General features: G+C 61.9%; 16 protein-coding genes. 8 read left to right on the top strand and 8 right to left on the bottom strand.

The window, feature by feature from the left end:
- Nucleotides 1–60: 60 nt before the first annotated feature.
- Nucleotides 61–1,296 (bottom strand): uroporphyrinogen decarboxylase family protein, encoded by a 1,236-nt coding sequence (locus PLL20_00240; GenBank protein HPD28392.1) that lies wholly within the window; start codon nucleotides 1,294–1,296, stop codon nucleotides 61–63.
- Nucleotides 1,297–1,582: 286 nt separating this feature from the next.
- Here PLL20_00240 and PLL20_00235 point away from each other — a divergent pair, with 286 nt between their 5' ends.
- Nucleotides 1,583–3,202, top strand: a complete 1,620-nt coding sequence (locus PLL20_00235) for an ASKHA domain-containing protein (GenBank protein ID HPD28391.1) — start codon at nucleotides 1,583–1,585, stop codon at nucleotides 3,200–3,202.
- Between the two features lie 59 nt (nucleotides 3,203–3,261).
- Here PLL20_00235 and PLL20_00230 read toward each other — a convergent pair whose 3' ends face one another.
- The 6 genes from PLL20_00230 to PLL20_00205 form a co-directional block, all read right to left on the bottom strand.
- Nucleotides 3,262–6,015, bottom strand: a complete 2,754-nt coding sequence (locus PLL20_00230; protein ID HPD28390.1) for a S8 family peptidase — start codon at nucleotides 6,013–6,015, stop codon at nucleotides 3,262–3,264.
- Between the two features lie 345 nt (nucleotides 6,016–6,360).
- Nucleotides 6,361–7,170, bottom strand: coding sequence for a ZIP family metal transporter (locus PLL20_00225; GenBank protein HPD28389.1), 810 nt, complete (start codon nucleotides 7,168–7,170; stop codon nucleotides 6,361–6,363).
- A gap of 185 nt (nucleotides 7,171–7,355) precedes the next feature.
- A complete protein-coding gene (locus tag PLL20_00220; GenBank protein HPD28388.1) occupies nucleotides 7,356–7,514 on the bottom strand; it encodes a rubredoxin in 159 nt (52 codons plus the stop codon).
- Between the two features lie 292 nt (nucleotides 7,515–7,806).
- On the bottom strand, nucleotides 7,807–9,108 hold the full coding sequence (locus PLL20_00215) for an SO_0444 family Cu/Zn efflux transporter (GenBank protein ID HPD28387.1): 1,302 nt from the start codon (nucleotides 9,106–9,108) through the stop codon (nucleotides 7,807–7,809).
- A 131-nt stretch (nucleotides 9,109–9,239) separates the two neighbouring features.
- Nucleotides 9,240–9,791, bottom strand: a complete 552-nt coding sequence (dcd, locus tag PLL20_00210) for a dCTP deaminase (protein HPD28386.1) — start codon at nucleotides 9,789–9,791, stop codon at nucleotides 9,240–9,242.
- Between the two features lie 48 nt (nucleotides 9,792–9,839).
- Nucleotides 9,840–10,130: a hypothetical protein gene (locus tag PLL20_00205; protein ID HPD28385.1), complete on the bottom strand. Its 291-nt coding sequence runs from the start codon at nucleotides 10,128–10,130 to the stop codon at nucleotides 9,840–9,842.
- A 172-nt stretch (nucleotides 10,131–10,302) separates the two neighbouring features.
- On the opposite strand from PLL20_00205, the gene ubiE reads away from it, so the two are divergent.
- The 7 genes from ubiE to PLL20_00170 all read left to right on the top strand — a co-directional run bounded on the left by ubiE (nucleotide 10,303) and on the right by PLL20_00170 (nucleotide 18,423).
- Nucleotides 10,303–11,061: a bifunctional demethylmenaquinone methyltransferase/2-methoxy-6-polyprenyl-1,4-benzoquinol methylase UbiE gene (gene ubiE / locus PLL20_00200; GenBank protein ID HPD28384.1), complete on the top strand. Its 759-nt coding sequence runs from the start codon at nucleotides 10,303–10,305 to the stop codon at nucleotides 11,059–11,061.
- Nucleotides 11,062–11,175: 114 nt separating this feature from the next.
- Complete coding sequence (locus tag PLL20_00195) at nucleotides 11,176–13,098, top strand: hypothetical protein (protein ID HPD28383.1); 1,923 nt, start codon at nucleotides 11,176–11,178, stop codon at nucleotides 13,096–13,098.
- Between the two features lie 18 nt (nucleotides 13,099–13,116).
- Nucleotides 13,117–13,710, top strand: a complete 594-nt coding sequence (locus PLL20_00190) for a UbiX family flavin prenyltransferase (protein ID HPD28382.1) — start codon at nucleotides 13,117–13,119, stop codon at nucleotides 13,708–13,710.
- The gene (locus PLL20_00185) at nucleotides 13,707–14,621 is read left to right on the top strand and encodes a UbiA-like polyprenyltransferase (protein HPD28381.1); all 915 of its coding nucleotides are present in this window, start codon (nucleotides 13,707–13,709) and stop codon (nucleotides 14,619–14,621) included. The genes PLL20_00190 and PLL20_00185 overlap by 4 nt, the downstream gene beginning before the upstream one ends.
- A 30-nt stretch (nucleotides 14,622–14,651) precedes the next feature.
- Nucleotides 14,652–16,433, top strand: a complete 1,782-nt coding sequence (locus tag PLL20_00180; protein HPD28380.1) for a hypothetical protein — start codon at nucleotides 14,652–14,654, stop codon at nucleotides 16,431–16,433.
- Entirely contained in the window at nucleotides 16,423–17,199 is a 777-nt protein-coding gene (locus PLL20_00175) for a sugar phosphate isomerase/epimerase (protein HPD28379.1), read from the top strand. Before PLL20_00180 ends, PLL20_00175 begins: the two co-directional genes overlap by 11 nt.
- Before the next feature lie 9 nt (nucleotides 17,200–17,208).
- Nucleotides 17,209–18,423, top strand: coding sequence for a CofH family radical SAM protein (locus PLL20_00170; GenBank protein ID HPD28378.1), 1,215 nt, complete (start codon nucleotides 17,209–17,211; stop codon nucleotides 18,421–18,423).
- A 392-nt stretch (nucleotides 18,424–18,815) separates the two neighbouring features.
- On the opposite strand, the gene PLL20_00165 is transcribed toward PLL20_00170, so the two are convergent.
- Nucleotides 18,816–19,220: a tetratricopeptide repeat protein gene (locus PLL20_00165; GenBank protein ID HPD28377.1), complete on the bottom strand. Its 405-nt coding sequence runs from the start codon at nucleotides 19,218–19,220 to the stop codon at nucleotides 18,816–18,818.
- Nucleotides 19,221–19,582 lie beyond the last annotated feature (362 nt).

Raw genomic sequence — 19,582 nt, 5'->3', positions numbered from 1 at the left:
CAGGCCGCGGATGGATTACACGTCCAAGTCCCCCAATTCGCAACTCGGCATTCTCTCAACTCAACTCTTCGTCGCCTCTTCATACATGGCAACGATGTTGGCCGGCGGGACCTCGGAGAGAATGTTGTGCACCTGGGTGAAGACGAATCCGCCGCCCGGCGCGAGAAGGTCAATGTTGCGACGGACGTGGTCTCGGACCTCTTGCGGTGTGCCGCGCGGCAGGACCTTCTGCGTGTCGCATCCGCCGCCCCAGAACGTGACGTCCTTGCCGAACTCTTTCTTGAGTCGGGCGGGCTCCATGTCGCGGGCCGAAATCTGAACCGGGTTGATCACCTGGACGCCAACCTCGATCAGATCGCCTAAGAGCTTGTAGATCGAACCGCACGAGTGCAGGAAAACCCGGATGTTGGGGGCAAGCGTGTGGACCCGGTCGATGATGGCCTTGTACCGCGGCTTGAAGATCTTGCGAAACAGCTCCGGCGAGAAGAACGGACCGGCCTCCATACCCAGATCGTCGCCCAACTGGATCAGATCAACATTGTCTCCAAGCACCGGCAACAGGCGGTCCAAGCCCGCCAGATGCGTCTCCACCAGCTTGTCGAGCAACGCCTCGGCCTTGTCCAGCTCGGCCGCCAGATCCATCAGCGCGTTATCCATGCGGCGAAGATAAGCCGACCATTCAAAAAGGTTGGCGCCGAAGGCGATCATGATCGCCTTGTCCGTCGTCTGCCGCAGGCGGGCGACATGGGCGGCGATGCGCTCGAGGTTGTCGTCGCTCAGCCCGCCGGCGTAAATCGGCTCCGCCAAAGCGCCCCAGCAGACTTCCCCCATGCACCCACCAATCCGGTCGAGTAAATCCGGCCAATCATCACGGTTGAAAGGATAGTGCGTCTGGCTGAAGTAGGTGCTGCCGGCAATCATCCGGGCCAGCTCCTTCCCTTGGGCATCAACCGCAACCCAGTCCCCGTTGTCCGGTCGAAAGTCGATGTGCCGGGGAATCTGGCAGGGCGAACCGTCGGGCAGCACCCAGTCCTTCCATCCGTTCGGGTCGAAATCTCGGCCGGCGTTGATCGCGTCGACGCGAAATCGCTCAAGATAGAAATCCTCGGGCTCGGCGAGTTGCTGAATGACGTCGAACACGCGTGTCTGGCCTTCCTTGACGCCCAGATATGCCTTCAGCCGCCCGTAGGCCACAGCCTGGATGCCCGTCGATCGCATGGCCCCGCAATCAATAGGGAGCCGGTCCGGCTCCCTGTGATCGATGGCCGCCAGAATCCGCTCCCGCGAGGTCATCATTTTGAGGCTCCTCTCGTCAGCTTATACTATACCCCGTCGGCCCAAAGGCCGGAAGAATCCTGGAACCTTACGGCCAGACGTGTGTGCAGATTGCGCGCTTTTTTCTGAATCGCAGTGCGCTTGGGTTACGGCCCGCAAAAAGGCGGTCCGTCTTGGAATGTGTGTGAAAGCCCACGGAGCCGGTTGGTAGGGCAGTGTCAAGGTCGCCTTGGCGACCGAGACCTGCCGTATTCCGCAGCCGGGACGACCGCTTTCATACACCTGCTTGCACCTGACGGAAGAACACATGGCACAACTGATCTTCAACGGAAAACATGTTGATATCGCCGTGGGTGAGTCGCTGCTTGCGGCAATCGCCCGCTCTGGCGATGCGGCTCATGCGGTGGCCAGCTCATGCCCGGCAGCCGGTCGCTGCAAAGAATGCATCGTCCAGGTGCTCGCCGGAAACGAGGCCCTGAACGACTGGACCGAGCCGGAAGCCTTCCTCCGTCATCAAAGCGACAGCGAAACCATCATTCATCGGCTTGCCTGTCAGGCAAGAGTCGCTCAGACAGATGCCGTGATCCGCGTCGAGGCCTTCAAACGAAAGCTCGACATCGCCGTGAACGGTCGCCCGGCCGATGACGCATTTGATCCGTGGATCACCTGCAACCAGGGACGCTTGTTTTGCGACGACAAGCAGTTCGGCGACTGCGCCGGTCCAATCTACGGACTGGCGCTGGATATCGGGACAACAACCGTCGTACTTCACCTTGTCGAGTTGCAGACGGGCAACACCCTCGACATGCGGGCATTCGAGAACCCCCAGCGCTTCGGCGGCAGCGACGTCATCCATCGGATCTCGTACGACGGCCATAATCCGGGCCGGCTTCACCGCACCATCATCGCTTATCTCAACCGCGAAATCCGTGCGCTGCCGGTCGACCCCAAAGGTATCGTAGCCGTCGTGGTGGCCGGTAACCCGACGATGCGAGATCTGTTCCTCGGCCTCGACGTGCAATCCATCGGCCGGTCACCTTTCATGTCCACAACCCAGGTCGATCTGCTGGCCGGCCGGCGCCCAACTACCGCCGTGTGGACGACCGGTCAGGAGTTGGGAATCGAGATCCACCCCCAAGGGCGCGTCTACGCCATGCCGCTGATCTCCAACCACGTCGGGGCCGACACGGCCGCAGCCCTGGCCACCCTGCCGCTCAACGACCAACCATTCATGATGATCGACATCGGCACGAACACGGAGGTCGTCGCCGGCTGCGGTGATCGGCTGATGGCGGCCTCATGCGCCGCCGGGCCGGCTTTCGAGGGCGGACGCCTCGGATGCGGAATGGCCGCATGTGAGGGAGCTGTCACCCGAATGCGCCGCCGGCCGGGCGGCTGGAATCTCTCAGTCATCGGCGACGGCCCGGCCAGGGGAATCTGCGGGTCCGGACTCGTCGACATCCTGGCCGAGCTTCGACGAACCAACGAGATCGACCCACTCGGGCGCTTCGACAACGGTCAGACCCACGTGACAGTGGCCGACAACCCTCCCCTGCGATTTACGCGCCGCGATGCCGGCGAGCTGGCCCAAACGAAGGCAGCCATCGGCTTGGGGCAGACGGTCTTGCTGCGGCACCTGCGCATCAGCCCGCGCGACCTGCGGGCATACTACCTGGCGGGGGCGTTCGCCAATCATATCGATCTGGAAAGCGGCCGGCGGATCGGCTTGTTGCTGCCTGTGCCCGATGAGCGCGTCATTCGTATCGGCAACGCCAGCGTCGAGGGCGCCAAGGGCGTGCTGCGAAGCCGCTTCTGCCGCGACCGAATCGAGCATCTGGTGGGGCGTATTGAACACGTCGAATTGGAAAAGGAGCCGGACTTCTTCGACCTGTTCGCCGAGATGACTCAATTGCAGCCGATCACTTGACGAACGATCGCCCGCTTCCGGGCCACGCGACCGAAACGCCGCCCCGATACCGAACTCGCTCACCGCAGTCGTTTCAATCGCGGCCTCGGCCCCACCGAGGCCCCGGGCACACTCAGCGGCGCCGCCTTCTGAACGTTGATCCGGTAATTCACGCTGAACGACAGTCCGCCAAGATCCGCGCCAATGTCCAGAACCTCAGTCTTGGAAAGCACCGGATATCCGCCGAACGCCTCACCTTCGTCATCAATGTAACTGTCATTATTGAGATCCGACCCGGCGTAAAGACGATAATTGCCGGCGTAGACGTCATCAAAAGAGAACTCATAGTTCTCCGACACGTCCGTCTCATCCTGGGCGTAGGCTTCGAGCGTGTCAGGATCCACAAGAAGCACATACACCGTGCCCACGTTGCCGCCCGTCATCGTGATCGAACCTACGGTCATCCGGACCGTGACGGTCGCATTGCCGTCGTTGGATACAAAGGTGACCGAGCCCGAGTAGACGCCGTTCGCCAGACCCGTGCGGTCCACCGTGATTTCATAGCTGCCCTCCCCGCCCGAGGAAGGGCTCACCGAAATCCAGCTCTTGGACGAAACCACACTGCTCACGATCAGCGTGCCGCCCCCCACGTTGCTCACCGTCACCTCCGCCGACGTCAAGACCGAACCCAAAGAGATGTCCTGCGGCACGACCCGCAGCAACGGCGCGTCAGACACCCCCGAGCCCGCGATTTCCGACGCGGCCCGGATCGCATTCGGCGCGTTGATCAAACCATAGCCGAAATAGGCGTCACGCCCGGCAATCCCAAGATCATCCACGATCTTCACCGAAGTCCCCGGGTGCGTTCCGGCCAGGAGTTGGTCGAAATCGGCGGGCGTCAGGTCCGGATTCACGGCCTTCATCAGGGACGCCACGCCGGCCACATGCGGGCAAGCCATCGAGGTACCGTCATAAAAGGCATACGTGTATCGCCCGTCGTCCTTCCTGATCGTGCTGAGCACGCCGTCGCTCACGCCGTCGCCGTCGCGGTCCGCATTCAGATCGCCCCCCGGTGCGCAAACCGCCACCGTCGAGCCGAAATTGGAGTACGACGCGAGATGACGAAGCTGGTCCACCGCGCTGACATTGACTACGCCGTTGATCGCCCCGGGGAACGAATTGTCGGCGCTGGTGGCCTCATTGCCCGCGGCGGTGACGATGATCGCACCGGCCTGCCGGGCTGCAACAACGGCATTGGTCAGAACGCTCGATGAACCCGGCCCGCCGAGGCTCATGTTGATGATGTCCGCCCGCCTCGCCGGCAACGTCCCCGAGTCGTTGCTCAAACGAGCCGCGTAACGCACGGCCTGGGCAATGTCGTAGTCCGTGCCCTCGCCGGCTCGGCCCAGTACCCGTAAAGGCATGATGCGCGCGTTCCAGGCAACTCCCGCCACGCCCGTCGTGTTGTTGGTGCGGGCGGCGATCGTGCCGGCAACGTGCGTCCCATGAAAACTGCTGGAAATACCGTAGCCCGCCGAATCGCCCGGATCATCCGGGTCCGCATCGATCCCGTTGCCGTCCATCGACGTGGTCACGCTGCTGATAAAGTCGTAGCCCGTGGTCAACTGCCCCGCCAGGTCGGGATGACCGAGCGCAACGCCCGTATCAATCACCGCCACGATGACACTGGAGCTGCCCGTGGTAATGTTCCAGGCCTCCGGCAGACTGATCAGGCGGTAGTGCCACTGGTAACCGTAGAATTCGTCGTTCGGCACCGCGAAGGCGCGGCGTATGTAGTTGGGTTCGGCGCATTCGACGCCCGCTTGTCGGCGCAGAGCCTTGATTGCCGCAATGGTCGGCGAGATCTCGGCCGCCATGCCTCCCCCTGCCGCGCGAGCTCGGGCCACGGACTTGTATGCGTCCATCGCCTCACGATTCAACCGCAGCCTGTGAAACCCGCCGGAGTTGCTGCCGTCGTTAAGCTCTTCCAGACCGATGCGCTTCTGTGTCGCCGCTCGCGCAGACTTGACGGTCTCAGCGTACTTGACCAGTATCTCGCCTTCCGCGTGCGGAAACAGACTCGATAGCCGATCCCGCTGTGCCTGGACGGTCACCGATGTGGTCAGGCTCTCGCCGACTAACAGTGAGTAGAGACCGCCTTGGTCATTGTCGTGAATAACACTGTAACCGCGAACCTCGATCAGGTAGGTACCATTGGCAGGAGCGGTCACTTGCTCGGCCTTGCCGAGACCCTCCGAACTATCAAGCAACTGAGCGCCCGATTCGTCATAAAGATAAAGGTCAAAATCATTATCATTCGGATCCGCAAGCAACAACGTTGCTCGCTGACCGCCCGCCATCTGAACCATGTACACGTCGCGCAGGTCGTCACTGCCGGAGATGCTCCCGAGAAAACCCCCGACCGTGCAGGGATTGGGCACGGCCTGAGCACCGCCGGGACTGACCATGTCGTTGTAAACGGTGGGGTTGCTGGCGTCGGCTGTATCGCCGTCCACAACAAGCGTGTTGCCGACACTCACCGAACCGCGAACAGAGACTCTTGCGACCGGGGTAGACGGGTTCCCGTCGCAATGACCAAACTCGCTTTCTCCGTAGTCTGAGCATCCGTCACCGTCGCTGTCCACGACATTGAAAGGCGTATCCAGAGGATCAAAGGGATCCGTTGGGGGATCGTTGTTGATCTCTTCCTTATCAGTGAAGCCATCCCAGTCGGAGTCCACGTCAACCGTGACGCAGCCCTGTCCCATAGTCAACCCGATCGCCGGCAATAACCCGATAGCTGCCGACAACCACAGAAGGTCGTGACTCCGCATACCCTTTCCTTTCAAGATCGATCCAAGACACGCCCTGTCAAGCATTTATCCGGACCAAGTGCCCGGCAAGGGCTGCTTCGGCCGTGTCATGCACGCTGATTCCAACTCCTGGACGGTAATAGGCATACCCTGATCTCGGGCCATCAGGAAACCGCCGCAAACATTTGTAATCGGTTGTTTCGACCTGCAAATGTGGATCTTTTTGTGGAGACCGGCTTTACAGGAAAAGTCGTCGACAAACCGAAGGAAACCCTTCAAAAACCGCGATGCTTGCCGCAAAGGCTCGTTTCACCGGAAGGCGCAACCGGTGGGCAAACGCCGTCATCCGCCGGCAGGGCCGTCATGCTACCCTAGAGCCACATCGAGAGACATCATGATGGCAAACCCGAGCATGGTCCCGACCGTGGCGAAGTCCGTGAACTTGTCACGCTGGGATTCCGGAATCAGTTCCTCAACCACTACGAAGATCATCGCCCCGGCCGCAAAGGCCAAACCATAGGGCAACAGCGCCTTCATGCTGAAAACCAGCCAAGCCCCGAGGACCCCCGCCACGGGCTCGACCATCCCGGACGCCTGCCCCATCAGAAATGCCTTGAACCGGCCAACACCTTCACGGCGCAGCGGCATCGACACGGCCATCCCCTCCGGAAAGTTCTGCAAGCCGATGCCGATGGCCAACGCCACGCCCCCCAGAGTCATGCTGCGAGCCATCTCAGGATCAACTCCACTGCCAATGGCGCCGAAAGCCACGCCGACGGCCAGTCCCTCGGGAAAATTGTGCAGGGTGATCGCAAGCACCAGCAGAACGCTGCGCTGCCAGGAGGTCTTGATACCCTCCGCCTCGGATGTCTCCAACCCCAGGTGCAGGTGGGGCAGTATCTTGTCAATGATGTAGAGAAAGAAGCCGCCGGCCAGAAACCCCACGACCGCCGGCTTCCAGTCCCCCTCCGTCATTTCGATTGCCGGGGCCAGAAGCGACCAGTAACTGGCCGCAATCATCACACCGGCGGCCATACCCAGCAATCCGTCCATGATTTTCTGGTTGACCTTCTTGAAAAAGAGAACCGGCGCCGCACCCGCCGCGGTTAGGAACCAGGTGAACAACGTGGCGATCAGGGCCTGCGTGATCGGGTGGTACCGGTTGAAGAAGCTCAGCAAGGCCTCATTCATGCAACATCCTCGACCTGCTTGACTCCAGGAATCGCTTTTTGTGAAACCCTGAAACCCCTTTCCGAGCACAAAACCGGACTGCCGGCTGACAGATACCCGAGACCGCACGGCCACCGGAGCCTCGTGACCTCCGCTCGACAAGCGCTCTCGCTTTCCACCACGGGCTCGCCTTATGCTTCCGAGAACTGATCCTTGCCGACACCGCACTCCGGGCAAACGAAATCATCGGGGAGATCTTCGAACGGCGTTCCTGCCGGAATGCCTTGCTCCGGAACACCAACAGCAGGATCATACACCCAACCGCACACGTCGCAGACGTATCTCTTCATCGATGGTTCCTCCCAAAACAAAGGTGCCGGAGTAAGGGCACCCTCCACTACCACGATCCCGGAGATCAACGCGGAGATTCTCGCTTGCTTCGCGTCCGGCCGCAACCCGGAGCGTCCCGTCGTCTGATCGCTGCACCGGGGGTCGCCATGGCCGGATCCGCGATCATCCCGCGGCGGTACCCACGGTGCAAGCCCGCAACACAAGCTTCCCGCCGTGCAGGCCGCGAGCGTTACCATGTTTCGGAGCGTCTGCCTGTGTCACGTCACAGGCCCGGCGGAGTGCTGCGTCGAGCTACGGCGCATTTGTCAGGCGCGCGGAATACCCTAGTGATGAGATCATCTCGACAAGAGATTCCGGATTCAGAGTCTGACCGGTCACGATCACCCGGCCGTTGTGTACATCCACCTCGGTGGAAGAGATCCCCGGTTGATCGGCCAGAGTCTTGCGAACGACATTCGCACAGTGCTCGCATGTCATCCCGCTGACGGCCAACTCCACACGCTGATCCGTGGGCGTGACCGTTGCCGCCTCTTCCGCCCCTGCGGTGATCTTCTGCCGCCATGAAACAATGTATGACACGGCCAGCACGCCCAGAAGCAGGATCGCCCACAAGTGAGACCGGATCGCGGCCGCCTCGCCGCCATGCACGTGTCCGCCCAAATCCGGCACCCTCGAACCTGTGACGGTCACAATCGCATCCAACAACAGGCCGAAACCAATCGCACTCATCGCCACGGTGACCATGTACAACATCGCTGATCGCCGGCCGAGCACCTTCCACAACGTCGTGATCGTGGCCGCGTTGGTCGCCGGACCGGCGATCAGAAAAGCAAGGGCCGCGCCGGGGGAGGCCCCCAAGTGAATGAGGCCGGCGGCGATCGGAATGGAGGCGGTGGCGCACACGTAAACCGGTACGCCCGCCGCCATCAGCAACAGAATGGAGAATAGGCCTCCTCCAATGTATGGTTCCAGCGAGCCCCGCGGAATGAACGCCGTCATCGCTCCGGCGATCAAAACGCCCGCCATCAGCGCCGCTCCGATGTCTCGCGGCAGGACCGTTAGACCATATCGCAATCCGGACCATAACGAGCCGCGCGCCGGCGGCTTGAACGCGGCGCCGCAACCGCCCTGCTCCACGCAAGACGCCGTCGCCTCCGCACCCGACGCGCGTTCTTCGCGTCCCTCGAAAAACCGGACCAGCGTTCCGCCGAGAAGACCCGTCAGGAAGGCCATGATCGGGCTGAAGATCGCGAACACCGGTCCGAGCACGGCGTACATGGCCGCGATACAATCCGCGCCGGTCTGCGGAGTGGCCAGAAGGAAAGCCGTCGTCGCCGCTCGGCCGGCTCCCTTGCGATGCATCGAAACCGAGACAGGTATCACGCTGCAGGAACATAGCGGCAACGGCACCCCGAAGAGAGCGCCCTTGACCACCGCTTTGAAACCCCGTCCCCCCAAATGCCGCTCCACCCACGCGGCCGAAATCCACACGGACAGCAACCCGGCCATGACAAAGCCGAACAGCAGGTAAGGAGCCATCTGCCCCAACACCTGCCAACTCCCGAGAACGAACTGCTCAACAAGCTGCGGCATACTGCAAGAATTTTAGTGAGGGCCGGCACCGCTGACCACAAAGCCCCGGGCACGAACACGGGCGCGCATTCAACCGTCATAGACGCCACCGGCATTGGCTTGCCCAGTCAATGCGCGCCGGTGAAGGAGACTTATTGCCGCGGAGCCAAAGACCCAAGGGGACCCTGCTGGCCCTGAAAAGGCGACACCAGCTCAGCTCCCGGGATTTCTTCCACCCGTTCGAAGATCAGTTGGCACAACCTGGTGACTCGAGGTGTCACTCGCAGCGATATGGGGCCGTGGTTCATGATCTCAAGAGTGATCTTGCCTTGGAAACTGTTGTGGATCGTCGGAGCAGTCATATGAATCACGAGCCCGAGTCGAGCGAATCGACTTCGTCCTTCCACCCGGGCCGCCGGCTTGCCGTGCGATGGCAACGCGACCCTCTCCAGGGTCGTGGCGATGACAAACTGCTTCGGCCTCAGAATCACCGTGCCATTCGACTCCGCAGGCAGGGGTTCCATGTAGGGGGCCAGATCCGGGATCTGAACCTCGTCGAGATCGAAGCTGACCTGCACGCCTTTCGTCTCGTACAACTTGGGCTGGAATTGGCGAAAGTCATCGCCGATGTGAAGATCCAGGGCGGTAGGAGAGAACTGATCGTCTGCCGGATTCGGCTCGATGAGCAAATGCCCGTCTTGAATGGCTTTCCGAATCTATCTATCGGTCAGAATCAGCGCCCGACGTCTCCGTCAAGCGGACAGAACACACTCAGCCGGCACGCTGACCTTCATGGCATCGCTGCCTCCGGACGCAGGAATCAGTACAACATAGGAGTCATCGGACTCTCCCACCTTCCATACTCGAACACTCGCATCGCAGGGCGGTGCTGCCGCGCCGGCCGTCACCATCACGCCATCCGCGTCAGAGACGAACTCGATCTGCCGACGGCTGCCCGAAGAAACCACTGGAAAGGTAACAATGTATTCACTCTTGAACAGACCGGGTCGAACCTTGCATCTGACCTTCAACTCCTCGACCACGACGCGCCTCCTGCTATGGCAGGCAACACCATCATCTCCCTCATACGCGCAGCTTTCACCATAACCGTTCCATAGGTAGATACAAGCGTGGGAAACGACTTCAAAACGGCTCCTGCTTGCCCGGCATGAGTACGCTTGGCGTCGTCGGGGTGGCCCAACTACAATCGCAGGGGTGAGCGGCGAGCGAATCGACACCGTCTGGGATCGCGATCGACTGCAGTCGCCCCATGCGCAGCCGGACAAGGCTCAGCGCGTGAGACGGATGTTTGATGCCATCGCGCCGACGTACGAGCGCATCAACACGATCGCCAGCGCGGGGCGCGACCGCTACTGGCGACGCGAGATGGTTCGACTGGCCGCCGTCCGACCCGACGACGTGCTCCTCGATCTGGCCTGTGGAACCGGCGACGTGGCCCGCGCGTTTGCCTCGGCCAGCCCCCGACCCGCCGGCATCATCGCCGTCGACTTCTCTTTGGCCATGCTGAAACTCGCAGTTCCTCGTCACGTCAACGACTTGACCTGGGTGCAAGCCGATGCCCTGCACCTGCCCCTGGCCCCAGCCGGCGTCACAATCGTCACTTGCGCCTTCGGCATCCGCAATTTCCAGGATCTCGGTGCCGCCCTTCGAGAAATCCACAGGGTTCTGACACCCGGGGGACGGGCAGTCATCCTCGAATTCTCAATCCCAACAGTGGCGATCTTCCGTCACGTCTACCGCCTCTATGCCGGACATGTGCTTCCAGCGCTGGCCTGGCTGATAGGCCATGACCGCACCGGGGCGTATCGCTATTTGCATAAGTCGGTGTTAAGCTTTCCAGGGCGCGAGGAAATCGTATCCAGCCTCAGGGCTGCGGGCTTCGCGGATGTCGTTGTCCACCCGCTTTCGTGGGGCGTTGTGACCATCTACCTGGCAAGTAAAACAAGCACCTGAGCCCCGGTACCCGAGTCCTGGGTCGACGTGCAGGGCCGGCATCAACAAGGGTCTCATGCGCAGGGTTGACAGGAATTGCCCGAATCGACCCGTGACAACTCAGATTGGCCGCGAATGAGCCTGGCTCGCGCCTGGCGCGTGCTCCAGCGGGCAGGCGGCCGCGCCGAAGAGCCACAAGCTGTGGCCGACGTCTGGCGATGGACCGGCCCGAAGTACCGCATCCGCGCGGTGCTTTTCCTCCTGACCGATGCCCTGTTGTTCGCCGGGCTGGGCTGCTTCACCTTCTGGCTGCGAACCGGCTATGCTCTGCCGTTCCTCTGCGATCAGTACTGGGACTACCTCTGGCAGTCCTTAGACCCAACCCTGGATCGCCAGGCCACACTGCTCGAGTTCCTGCTGCAGCCAATACCCGCTCAACAGGTCCCCTGGATGTTCGTGATTCACGGGCTGGTTCTGGCAAGCCTGACCGCCGTCCCCATCCTGGTCTCGATGCTCTACCGCCTGCCGCTATCCCTGGTCTTCACCGCGATTATCGCTTTTTTCGCAACACTCCCTTGGCTGGCTATCACGGTGACCTTCTGTTGCATGCTGGCTCGCTGGAAGCGAATCCAGTTCTCTTTTCGATTCGCCACGGCCTTGATCTCGATCTTGCCGGTCGTCCTTTATTACCTGATGGCCACGCGAAATACCCCCGGCGTCGATCGCCTCGCCCCGCTCGAACTTGCCAAGCTGTATCTCCCCTACGCCATCGCCCTGATCGCCGCATGCGTGGTCATGGCGATCGTGCTGACCATTGCCCGAGTCGTAAACTACCGACCGGGCGCAATCGCGCCGCTGATGGCCATCTTGTTTGCCACACCAGTGATCCTCTTCGAAACCAAGGTCGGACGCGACGAGCTGAGCTACCGGCTGCTTGAGAGAGGTTTCGGCCCGGGTTCCCGCGAACACTTTCTCGGCCACGCCGATGCCGAGGAGATAATCCTGCGAACCGCCAAGGCCATCAGGGAATCTTCCCCCACCCCCCAGCCGCCGATTGAATCGCTCGTCCAGCTCGTGCGCGACGATCTGAGACTGCGGGCGGCTTTGGGTCAGACCGGCCAGAGTCGCGTGGCCAGAACGCTGACGGCCGACTGGTACGCCCAGAAAGACATGGCGATCAACGAGTGCCGGCGATTTCTCCGCCATTTCCCCTATAGCGAGTACGTGCCCAGCGTGCTGTACCTGCAGGGCCGGGCTACCGATCTGCGACTCAACCGCGAGTTCACCTATCTGCAGGATTCGCTCATCCTCGCCTACAACGAAGACTTCCCAAACACAGCTTCGGCTGATGTGTGGCGAAAACTCGTGGAAATGGCCCCCGATTCCGCGCCCGGCTGCGTGGCCATGTACCGGCTTGCCGTTATCGAGACCCGCCGAGGTCGCGTGCAGGAGGCATTGGATCTGCTCAGCCGCCTGATCGCAGGTTTCGGCAAGCGAAAGATCACCGAGACGGCACCGACGGAGACCTCGGGATGGCGCAACTTCCTGGCCAAGAGGCCCCCGGCCAACACGCTGGGCATCGATGTGACGGCAACCGTTCAGAACGCCCGCAAGTTGGAGGATCTGCTGACCAAGAACCGGCTCAAGGAACTCGAACCAGCTTATGACTATCCGATTCTCCGCCGGTTGTTCAGCATCGACCCCCATCATCCTGAATACGCCCGCAACCTTCGCGAACTCCTCGCCGCCACGTCAACCGATCCGCAAGACCCGACCAACCTCCTTCGGGATAACATCGAACTGTTGCTGGCTCTGACGAACCGCTCGCGCAGCCGAAGAATCGAAGAACTCAGGGGGCTGGTCGATCGCTTCGCCAAGGACAAGCGATGCGACGCCCTGCCCCGTGCCCGTTTCGAACTCGCCGCCGCCTATCAGACCGACAACCTGCTCGACGAGGCCCGTACCCTCTATCAAACCATTCAGATGGAGCATCCGGATTCACCCTGGGCCACCGAGGCCAACTGGCGGCTCGCGGTCATGGGACAACGGACGGAATAGAGACGGGGAGAGAAGACCGTGCATACAAGAGAAATCATTCTGGCCATTACGGGTGCGAGCGGCGGCCCCTATGCATTGCGGCTGCTGGATTGCCTCGACAAGGCGGGAATACAAATACATCTGATCGCCTCGCCGAACGGCCGCCGACTGTTGCGCGACGAATGCGACCTCCGCAACCTCGAGGATCTCTCCCTGCTCGGACGGCCTTGCGAACGAATCCGTATTCATGATTACGAAGACGTCGGCGGTCTCCTGGCCAGCGGGTCGCATCCCACCGACGGCATGGTCATCTGTCCGTGCAGCAGCAACACGCTGGGTACCGTCGCTTCGGGACGGGCGGACAATCTCATCGGCCGGGCTGCGTGTGTCACGCTCAAAGAGGGCCGGCGGCTGATCATTGTGCACCGCGAGATGCCGGTCAACGGCATCGACCTGGAGAACATGCTCCGGCTGCAGCGTGCCGGCGCCATCATCTGTCCGGCCTCACCCGGATTCTATCTTCGCCCCAAGTCCATCGATGACCTGATCGACTTCGTTGTCGCGCGAGTGCTCGATCTCCTGCATGTCCCCCATACGCTCAACGCCCGTCGGCAGGAGACCCCCTCGCCGTGATTCGCGACACGTTCAAGACCGTCCGGCGCTGGGGCGAGATGGTCAAGTTCTCACACTCCGTGTTTGCCCTGCCGTTCGCCCTGCTGGCGACTTTCCTGGCGTCGAGAGCCGCCTTCCAGGCCGGTGATTCCCCACAGATCTACCCGAGTCTCTGGCAGTTCCTCTTGATCCTCGGATGCATGGTCTCGGCCCGATCCGCCGCCATGACCTTCAACCGAATCGTGGACGCGGCGATTGACGCCCGGAACCCTCGCACGGCCGCAAGAGCGATTCCTGCCGGTATCATCTCCCCCTCGCAGGCACTCGTCTTCCTCGGCGTTGCGGCTGCCGCATTCGTTCTCTGCTGCGCGGGCTTCTGGTGGATCGAAAGGAATCCGTATCCGCTGATGCTGTCCCTGCCGGTATTGGCGTACCTGTGCTTCTACTCATACACGAAACGCTTCACCCGCTGGTCACACTTTGTGCTCGGCAGCGCGATCGCCTTGTCACCCCCGGCCGCCTGGCTGGCCATCCACCCGGCATCCCTGGGGTGGCCGGCGCTCATCCTCCTCACCACGGTCACGCTTTGGATCGGCGGTTTCGATATCATCTACGCCTGCCAGGACATCGCCCCCGACCAGGCGGAGGGGCTTTTCAGCCTGCCGGCACGAACAGGCGTCCGACCGGCCTTGTGGATCGCGCGGTCCGCCCACGCCGTCACCGTGGTTCTGCTGGTCGCCCTCGCGCCGGTGGCCGGACTGAGCTGGCTGTACGGGATCGGCGTGGCGGCGGTTGCGTGGCTCCTGCTGATCGAGAACGCCATGGTGCATCCCCGCGACTTGTCGCGGGTCAACACGGCCTTCTTCACCGTCAATGGCATCGTGAGCCTCCTGCTCGGGACGCTCGGCATCGCGGACTGTCTGCTCTTATAAAACCACCGGCTCATCGTGTACACTTGAAACATGAACCGACGACGACAGGAGATACTGGCTCTGGCGCTCCTCTTGACCGGGTGCGCAATTGTCTGCTGCCTGGGTATCAACTGGGGCTTACCTTCACGAGACATCGACCCATACCTCTTCGGCCGACATCCCGTTTGGTCGGGCCTCGACATTCAGGCATTGGCCGGCGACCGGTCGGTGGATGCCTTACGGCCCGCGGACATGGACGCCGATCCCATCAATGAACCCGACCGCTCCGTGCCCGTGAATCAGACCGATGCCCAGAAGGCCGAGATTGTCCGCCGGTTTCGCCTCTTCACGCATCATCCGGATGAGATGATCACCCTGATGTCCTTGGCGTCGATGCGACCGGGACGGGGCGACTTTGACCCGAAAATGTACCAGTACGGCGGGCTGTGGGTGTATCCGGTCGGCGCCCTGCTGCGGCTGGCGGCAGCATGCCGCGTCATCGCATTGACGCCAGACCTTGCCTACTACCTTGACCGACCGGAGGCTTTCGGACGATTCTATGTCCTGATGCGGGCTTATGTCGTTGCGTGGACGCTCGTGGGCGTCTGGGCCGTGTTCCGGATCACCTACCGACTGACCCGCGGCTCGCTCGGCGCGTCCGTTACCGCGGCTGCGTGCTTCGCGGTCATGCCCGCCGTCGTCAATGCGGCTCATGAGGCCAAACCGCACCTGCCCGGCACGGTGCTGATGCTGCTGTCCGTCCTGGCCGCGATGCGCTGCCTCGACAATAACAGACGCAACTGGTGGATTCTCGCTTGCCTGCTTGCCGGGGCAGCGGGGGGAATGGTCTTGTCAGCATGGCCAGTCTTTGCGACTCTGGTCATGCTGGCATGGCTTGCGCCCCAGCCGAAGGTCGCAAGGCTCGCCAAGGCCGTGATCGGCACGGCGATCGCCCTGCTGACCTACTTCGCGACCAACCCGTACGTGCTCATCAACCTGTTCAGAAACCGCGACCTCATCTGGAACAACTTGTCCAACACGCAGGCGATGTTTCACCTTGGGCCGCCGGATGAGTCACTACCCAATGCGTTGTGCCTGATCGGCGAAGGAACGTCCATCGTATTGGCGCTGGCGGGACTCGCGGGCCTTGTCGCCCTGGCGGTCCGCGATTGGCGAATGGTGAGCAGCAACCCGCCGGTCGGGCCTCGCTTTGTCGCCCACTGGCTCCTCGCGGCGCCGGCCTTCCTCGCGCTAACGCAGTTTGTCCTCTTCGCCCACGGCCAGGGCGGTGAATACGCGCGTTTCGCTTTGTTCGTCGACGTGACCTTGTGCCTGGCCGCCGTCGTGGCCCTCGACACCTTCACGCGTTACTGGAAGCTCCGGACCATCTGCCAGATCGCGCTGCTCTTGGCGACGGCCGTTCCCGGAGCCGCCTACGTGGAATCCTTCTTGCGGGACAGCGCCTCTCACCACACACGGATCCGCCAGGCCGAGCATCTCGCCGAGCTGCAGCGCAACGGCGCCCGCACACTCCTTACCGACCGCGTACCAGCCCCCTATTGCCTGCCACCGGTCAACCTCTTTGATTGGACGATCATCCTCGCACCCCGTGGGCAACCCGATGCGCCCGGGCAGAATGCCGACGTCAGCATCCGCGTGGTCGATGTCCCGCCTGCACCGGGATCACCATCCTCCGATTACGTACCGTTCTCAACCGACGGCCGCCCGTGGCTCGGCCTCGCCAGGATGAGCTGGGCCAACAAGCCGTTTGCCGGCCGGGCACGTAAGCCTTTGCTGACCAATAGCGCGGAGGCACCGGCCGATGCGCCTTAGCTGCCACGCCCACTGCCTGCGCGATCGGCCGTTGCGAGAGGCCCTGCCGTCCATCCGTGAAATCGGCTACGAGGCCGTCGAGGTCGACTGGCCTCGAGTACAACGCGAGTTCTCCGCGACGACCGCATGCGCGGAAATGCTGAAAGCTGTTCTCGAAGAGAACGACCTTCGCCTCTCTTCGATGTCAGTCTCACCCGTCGATGCGATCGACGAGATGGAGATCGAACCCCTGCTGGCGGGGCTGACGGCTCAGATCGCCGCGACAACGACTCTGCGTCCTCCGGCGGTGATCGTCCGGGCAGGCGACCGCCGACAGCAGCCGTTCGAAATGCTCACCAGATCGTTGCGCCTGCTGCTCGACAGGGTCAGCGGCGCCGGTATGGCCCTGCAGGTCGGCAACGCACTCGACAGCACCCTCGAACAGATCGAGGACTTCCGACAACTCTTCATGGAAATGGACCATCCGGGATTACGATTGGCCCTCGACGCGGGACAATTCCACTGCGCCGCCGTCAACCCGTGCAACGTCATCGGCGAGTTCGCCCATCGGCTGGGTCTCCTGCGAATGAATGATCGCATCGGACGAAGAATCGTACCGCTGGGCCAGGGAGAGATGAACGTGCGAGCAATCATCGAAAAAGCCCGCCGTAGCGGTTACGATGGCTGGCTGGTGATCCACGCGGCGTTGCCCAACCCAAGAGAGGGGCTGCAATACCTGGCGGACGCCCGTGCATACCTGCAGGCGCTGTTGTCGGATGCCCCGTGAGAGTCGAACATGAAAGGTTCCGTGCCGACCGAATTGCAGGCCATCGCCGACAAGATCCGCGCCGGCCAACGTCTGGAGCCGCAAGAGGGCCTGCTGCTGTATGAATCCGCCGACATCCACACCCTCGGCGAATGGGCCAACCTCGTTCGCGAGCGGCTTCATGGACGCCGCACATACTACAACATCAACCGGCATATCAACTACACAAACTACTGTGTATTACGATGTCGTTTCTGTTCCTTCTATCGCCCTTGGCCGGAAAGAAGGTCTCAGGATGGTTCTCCGGCAACCCGCGGTTCGCTCGAACAGGGAAATTGCATCCCTTCTGACGCCCCCGGCTACGAACTCTCCAACGACCAGATCGTCGAAATGGCCCGCGCGGCCGCGGATCGCGGGGCCACCGAAGTGCATATCGTCGGCGGGCTCCACCCGCACTGGCCGCTTGAGCATTATGTCGACATGTGCCGGCGAATTCGCCAAGCCTGCCCGCAGTTGCATATCAAGGCCTTTACGGCAGTGGAGATCGTTCACTTCTCGCGAATCAGCCGGCCACGACGCTCAATCCGCGAAGTGTTGGAGGCGCTTCGCGACGCCGGACTCGGCAGCCTGCCGGGCGGCGGAGCCGAGATCTTCGACCAGCGCGTACACGATGAGACGTTCAAAAGCAAGATCGGTGAGCAGGACTGGTTCGACGTTCACCGCACCGCTCATGAGATGGGCATTTTCAGCAATGCCACCATGCTCTACGGCCACGTTGAAACGCCCGCCGAGCGAATCGCACACCTGGTCAAGCTCCGCCGGCACCAGGATGCCTCGCTGGCCGCACGCCCGGCACATTTCAACTGCGTCGTGCCGCTCTCATTCATCCCCGCCGGCAGCCAACTGGCCCACCTGCCCGAACCCACCGGCTTGACCGACCTCCGGACGCTGGCAATCACCCGGCTGATGCTCGACAACTTCCCGCACGTCAAAGCCTTCTGGGTTATGACCTCGACCAGACTTGCCCAGGTCAGCCTCAACTGGGGCGTCGATGACATCGACGGGACCGTGGTCCATTACGAGATCACCCATCGCCACGGCGGCCAAAGCCGGCGCCAGGAAATGACCGCCGACGACCTCAAACGATTGATCATCGAGGCCGGCGGCATCCCCATCGAACGCGATACGCTGTACCGCGAAGTCATTCGCACAACGGACGGCTGGACCATCCGGAATCCGGCTTGAATCGCACCCTTCGGCGTTCACCACCGGGCTGTCGGATGGCTTGGAGCGCAACGACTCGCGCGATGATCCGCTTGACACTCCCTGGGCCGCCCCTCCTGCCGGTCGTGCCCATCGGCAACTCACAAAACAAACGAGGGCCACTCCCCCCTGAGCAGCCCTCAGAATGAATTCGGCAACCGTCTGCGGATTGACAACGACAAAACCGAGTGCAAAAAGTGGGGCTGACCGGCCCTTCCTCTGCGCCAAGCCCGGCAGCCCCACACTCCTCCCTCCGCCATTCCCGCAACCTTCCACTGACGAACTCGTCAGCAAACGGCCGACTGCGATGTCCGCCGCCCACGCGTCATCCCAGCCTCACGTTCTTTCCCCACACGGAAAGCGATACGGCCTTCTCACCTTGTCCGACGATCCGCCTCCGCAAGGTCGACCTCCGTCTGCCTCTCGCCTGCCCGGCGGCGGCTTCTCTCCTTCTCCGCCCTGATCGCCATCGCCAGTCGCCGCAGGCAAGCATCGATCTGCGCCGCCGGCCCGCCGTTGCATCGAGCGATCTCCAAAGCCTCCTGGGCCTCGCTCAACCTGCCGAGGTTGTAATAGCAGAGCCCCAGCGCAAACCAGGCTTTACCCGCCTCAGGATCCCTTTGGATCGCAACATACAGCAGCTCCACGGCTTCCTGATACTTCTTGCTCCGCATCAGGGCCGTCGCCAACTGCGTCCATTCCATCACGTCCTGGGCCGTTACGTCTCCCCGGATCTCACGAACGGTCAATCGCTCGTCGGCTTTTGTCTCGTTTTCCAACCAACACCCCCTTCGGCTCAGCAAAGAAGCGTCGTGCCTCGGCACTTCCATGAGGGTGTCGTGCTCCATCACGCAGCGGGCCTTTCACTTCATCATGCCGCGACGTCTCCGTCGCCCCCCGGCAACATATCCGAAACCCCGGGCAAACTGGCACGGCCTGCCCCTGACCGGGGCTCCGAGCCCCACGAGCCGTAAACCCCGCTTCGCGTCAACCGCCGTCAACTGCCCGGTCGAATACCCTTATAACTCGCTCTCTCTACAGTTCGTGACATTCTGATATGCTTGCCACGAATATGTATCCTTCTACATAAGATTATCCGGGGCGGTTGTGGGAAGGCAAGATCTGAAACGAAAAAAATAGA

It is taken from the genome of Phycisphaerae bacterium (assembly GCA_035384605.1).
Lineage (GTDB): Bacteria > Planctomycetota > Phycisphaerae > UBA1845 > PWPN01 > JAUCQB01.
This window is presented reverse-complemented; position numbering and strand designations above follow the sequence as displayed.

Coding starts and splice junctions, on each gene's coding strand:
- PLL20_00240 (HPD28392.1), bottom strand. CDS start 1,296: ATGATGACCTCGCGGGAGCGGATTCTGGCGGCCATCGATCACAGGGAG.
- PLL20_00235 (HPD28391.1), top strand. CDS start 1,583: ATGGCACAACTGATCTTCAACGGAAAACATGTTGATATCGCCGTGGGT.
- PLL20_00230 (HPD28390.1), bottom strand. CDS start 6,015: ATGCGGAGTCACGACCTTCTGTGGTTGTCGGCAGCTATCGGGTTATTG.
- PLL20_00220 (HPD28388.1), bottom strand. CDS start 7,514: ATGAAGAGATACGTCTGCGACGTGTGCGGTTGGGTGTATGATCCTGCT.
- PLL20_00215 (HPD28387.1), bottom strand. CDS start 9,108: ATGCCGCAGCTTGTTGAGCAGTTCGTTCTCGGGAGTTGGCAGGTGTTG.
- PLL20_00195 (HPD28383.1), top strand. CDS start 11,176: ATGAGCCTGGCTCGCGCCTGGCGCGTGCTCCAGCGGGCAGGCGGCCGC.
- PLL20_00180 (HPD28380.1), top strand. CDS start 14,652: ATGAACCGACGACGACAGGAGATACTGGCTCTGGCGCTCCTCTTGACC.
- PLL20_00175 (HPD28379.1), top strand. CDS start 16,423: ATGCGCCTTAGCTGCCACGCCCACTGCCTGCGCGATCGGCCGTTGCGA.
- PLL20_00170 (HPD28378.1), top strand. CDS start 17,209: ATGAAAGGTTCCGTGCCGACCGAATTGCAGGCCATCGCCGACAAGATC.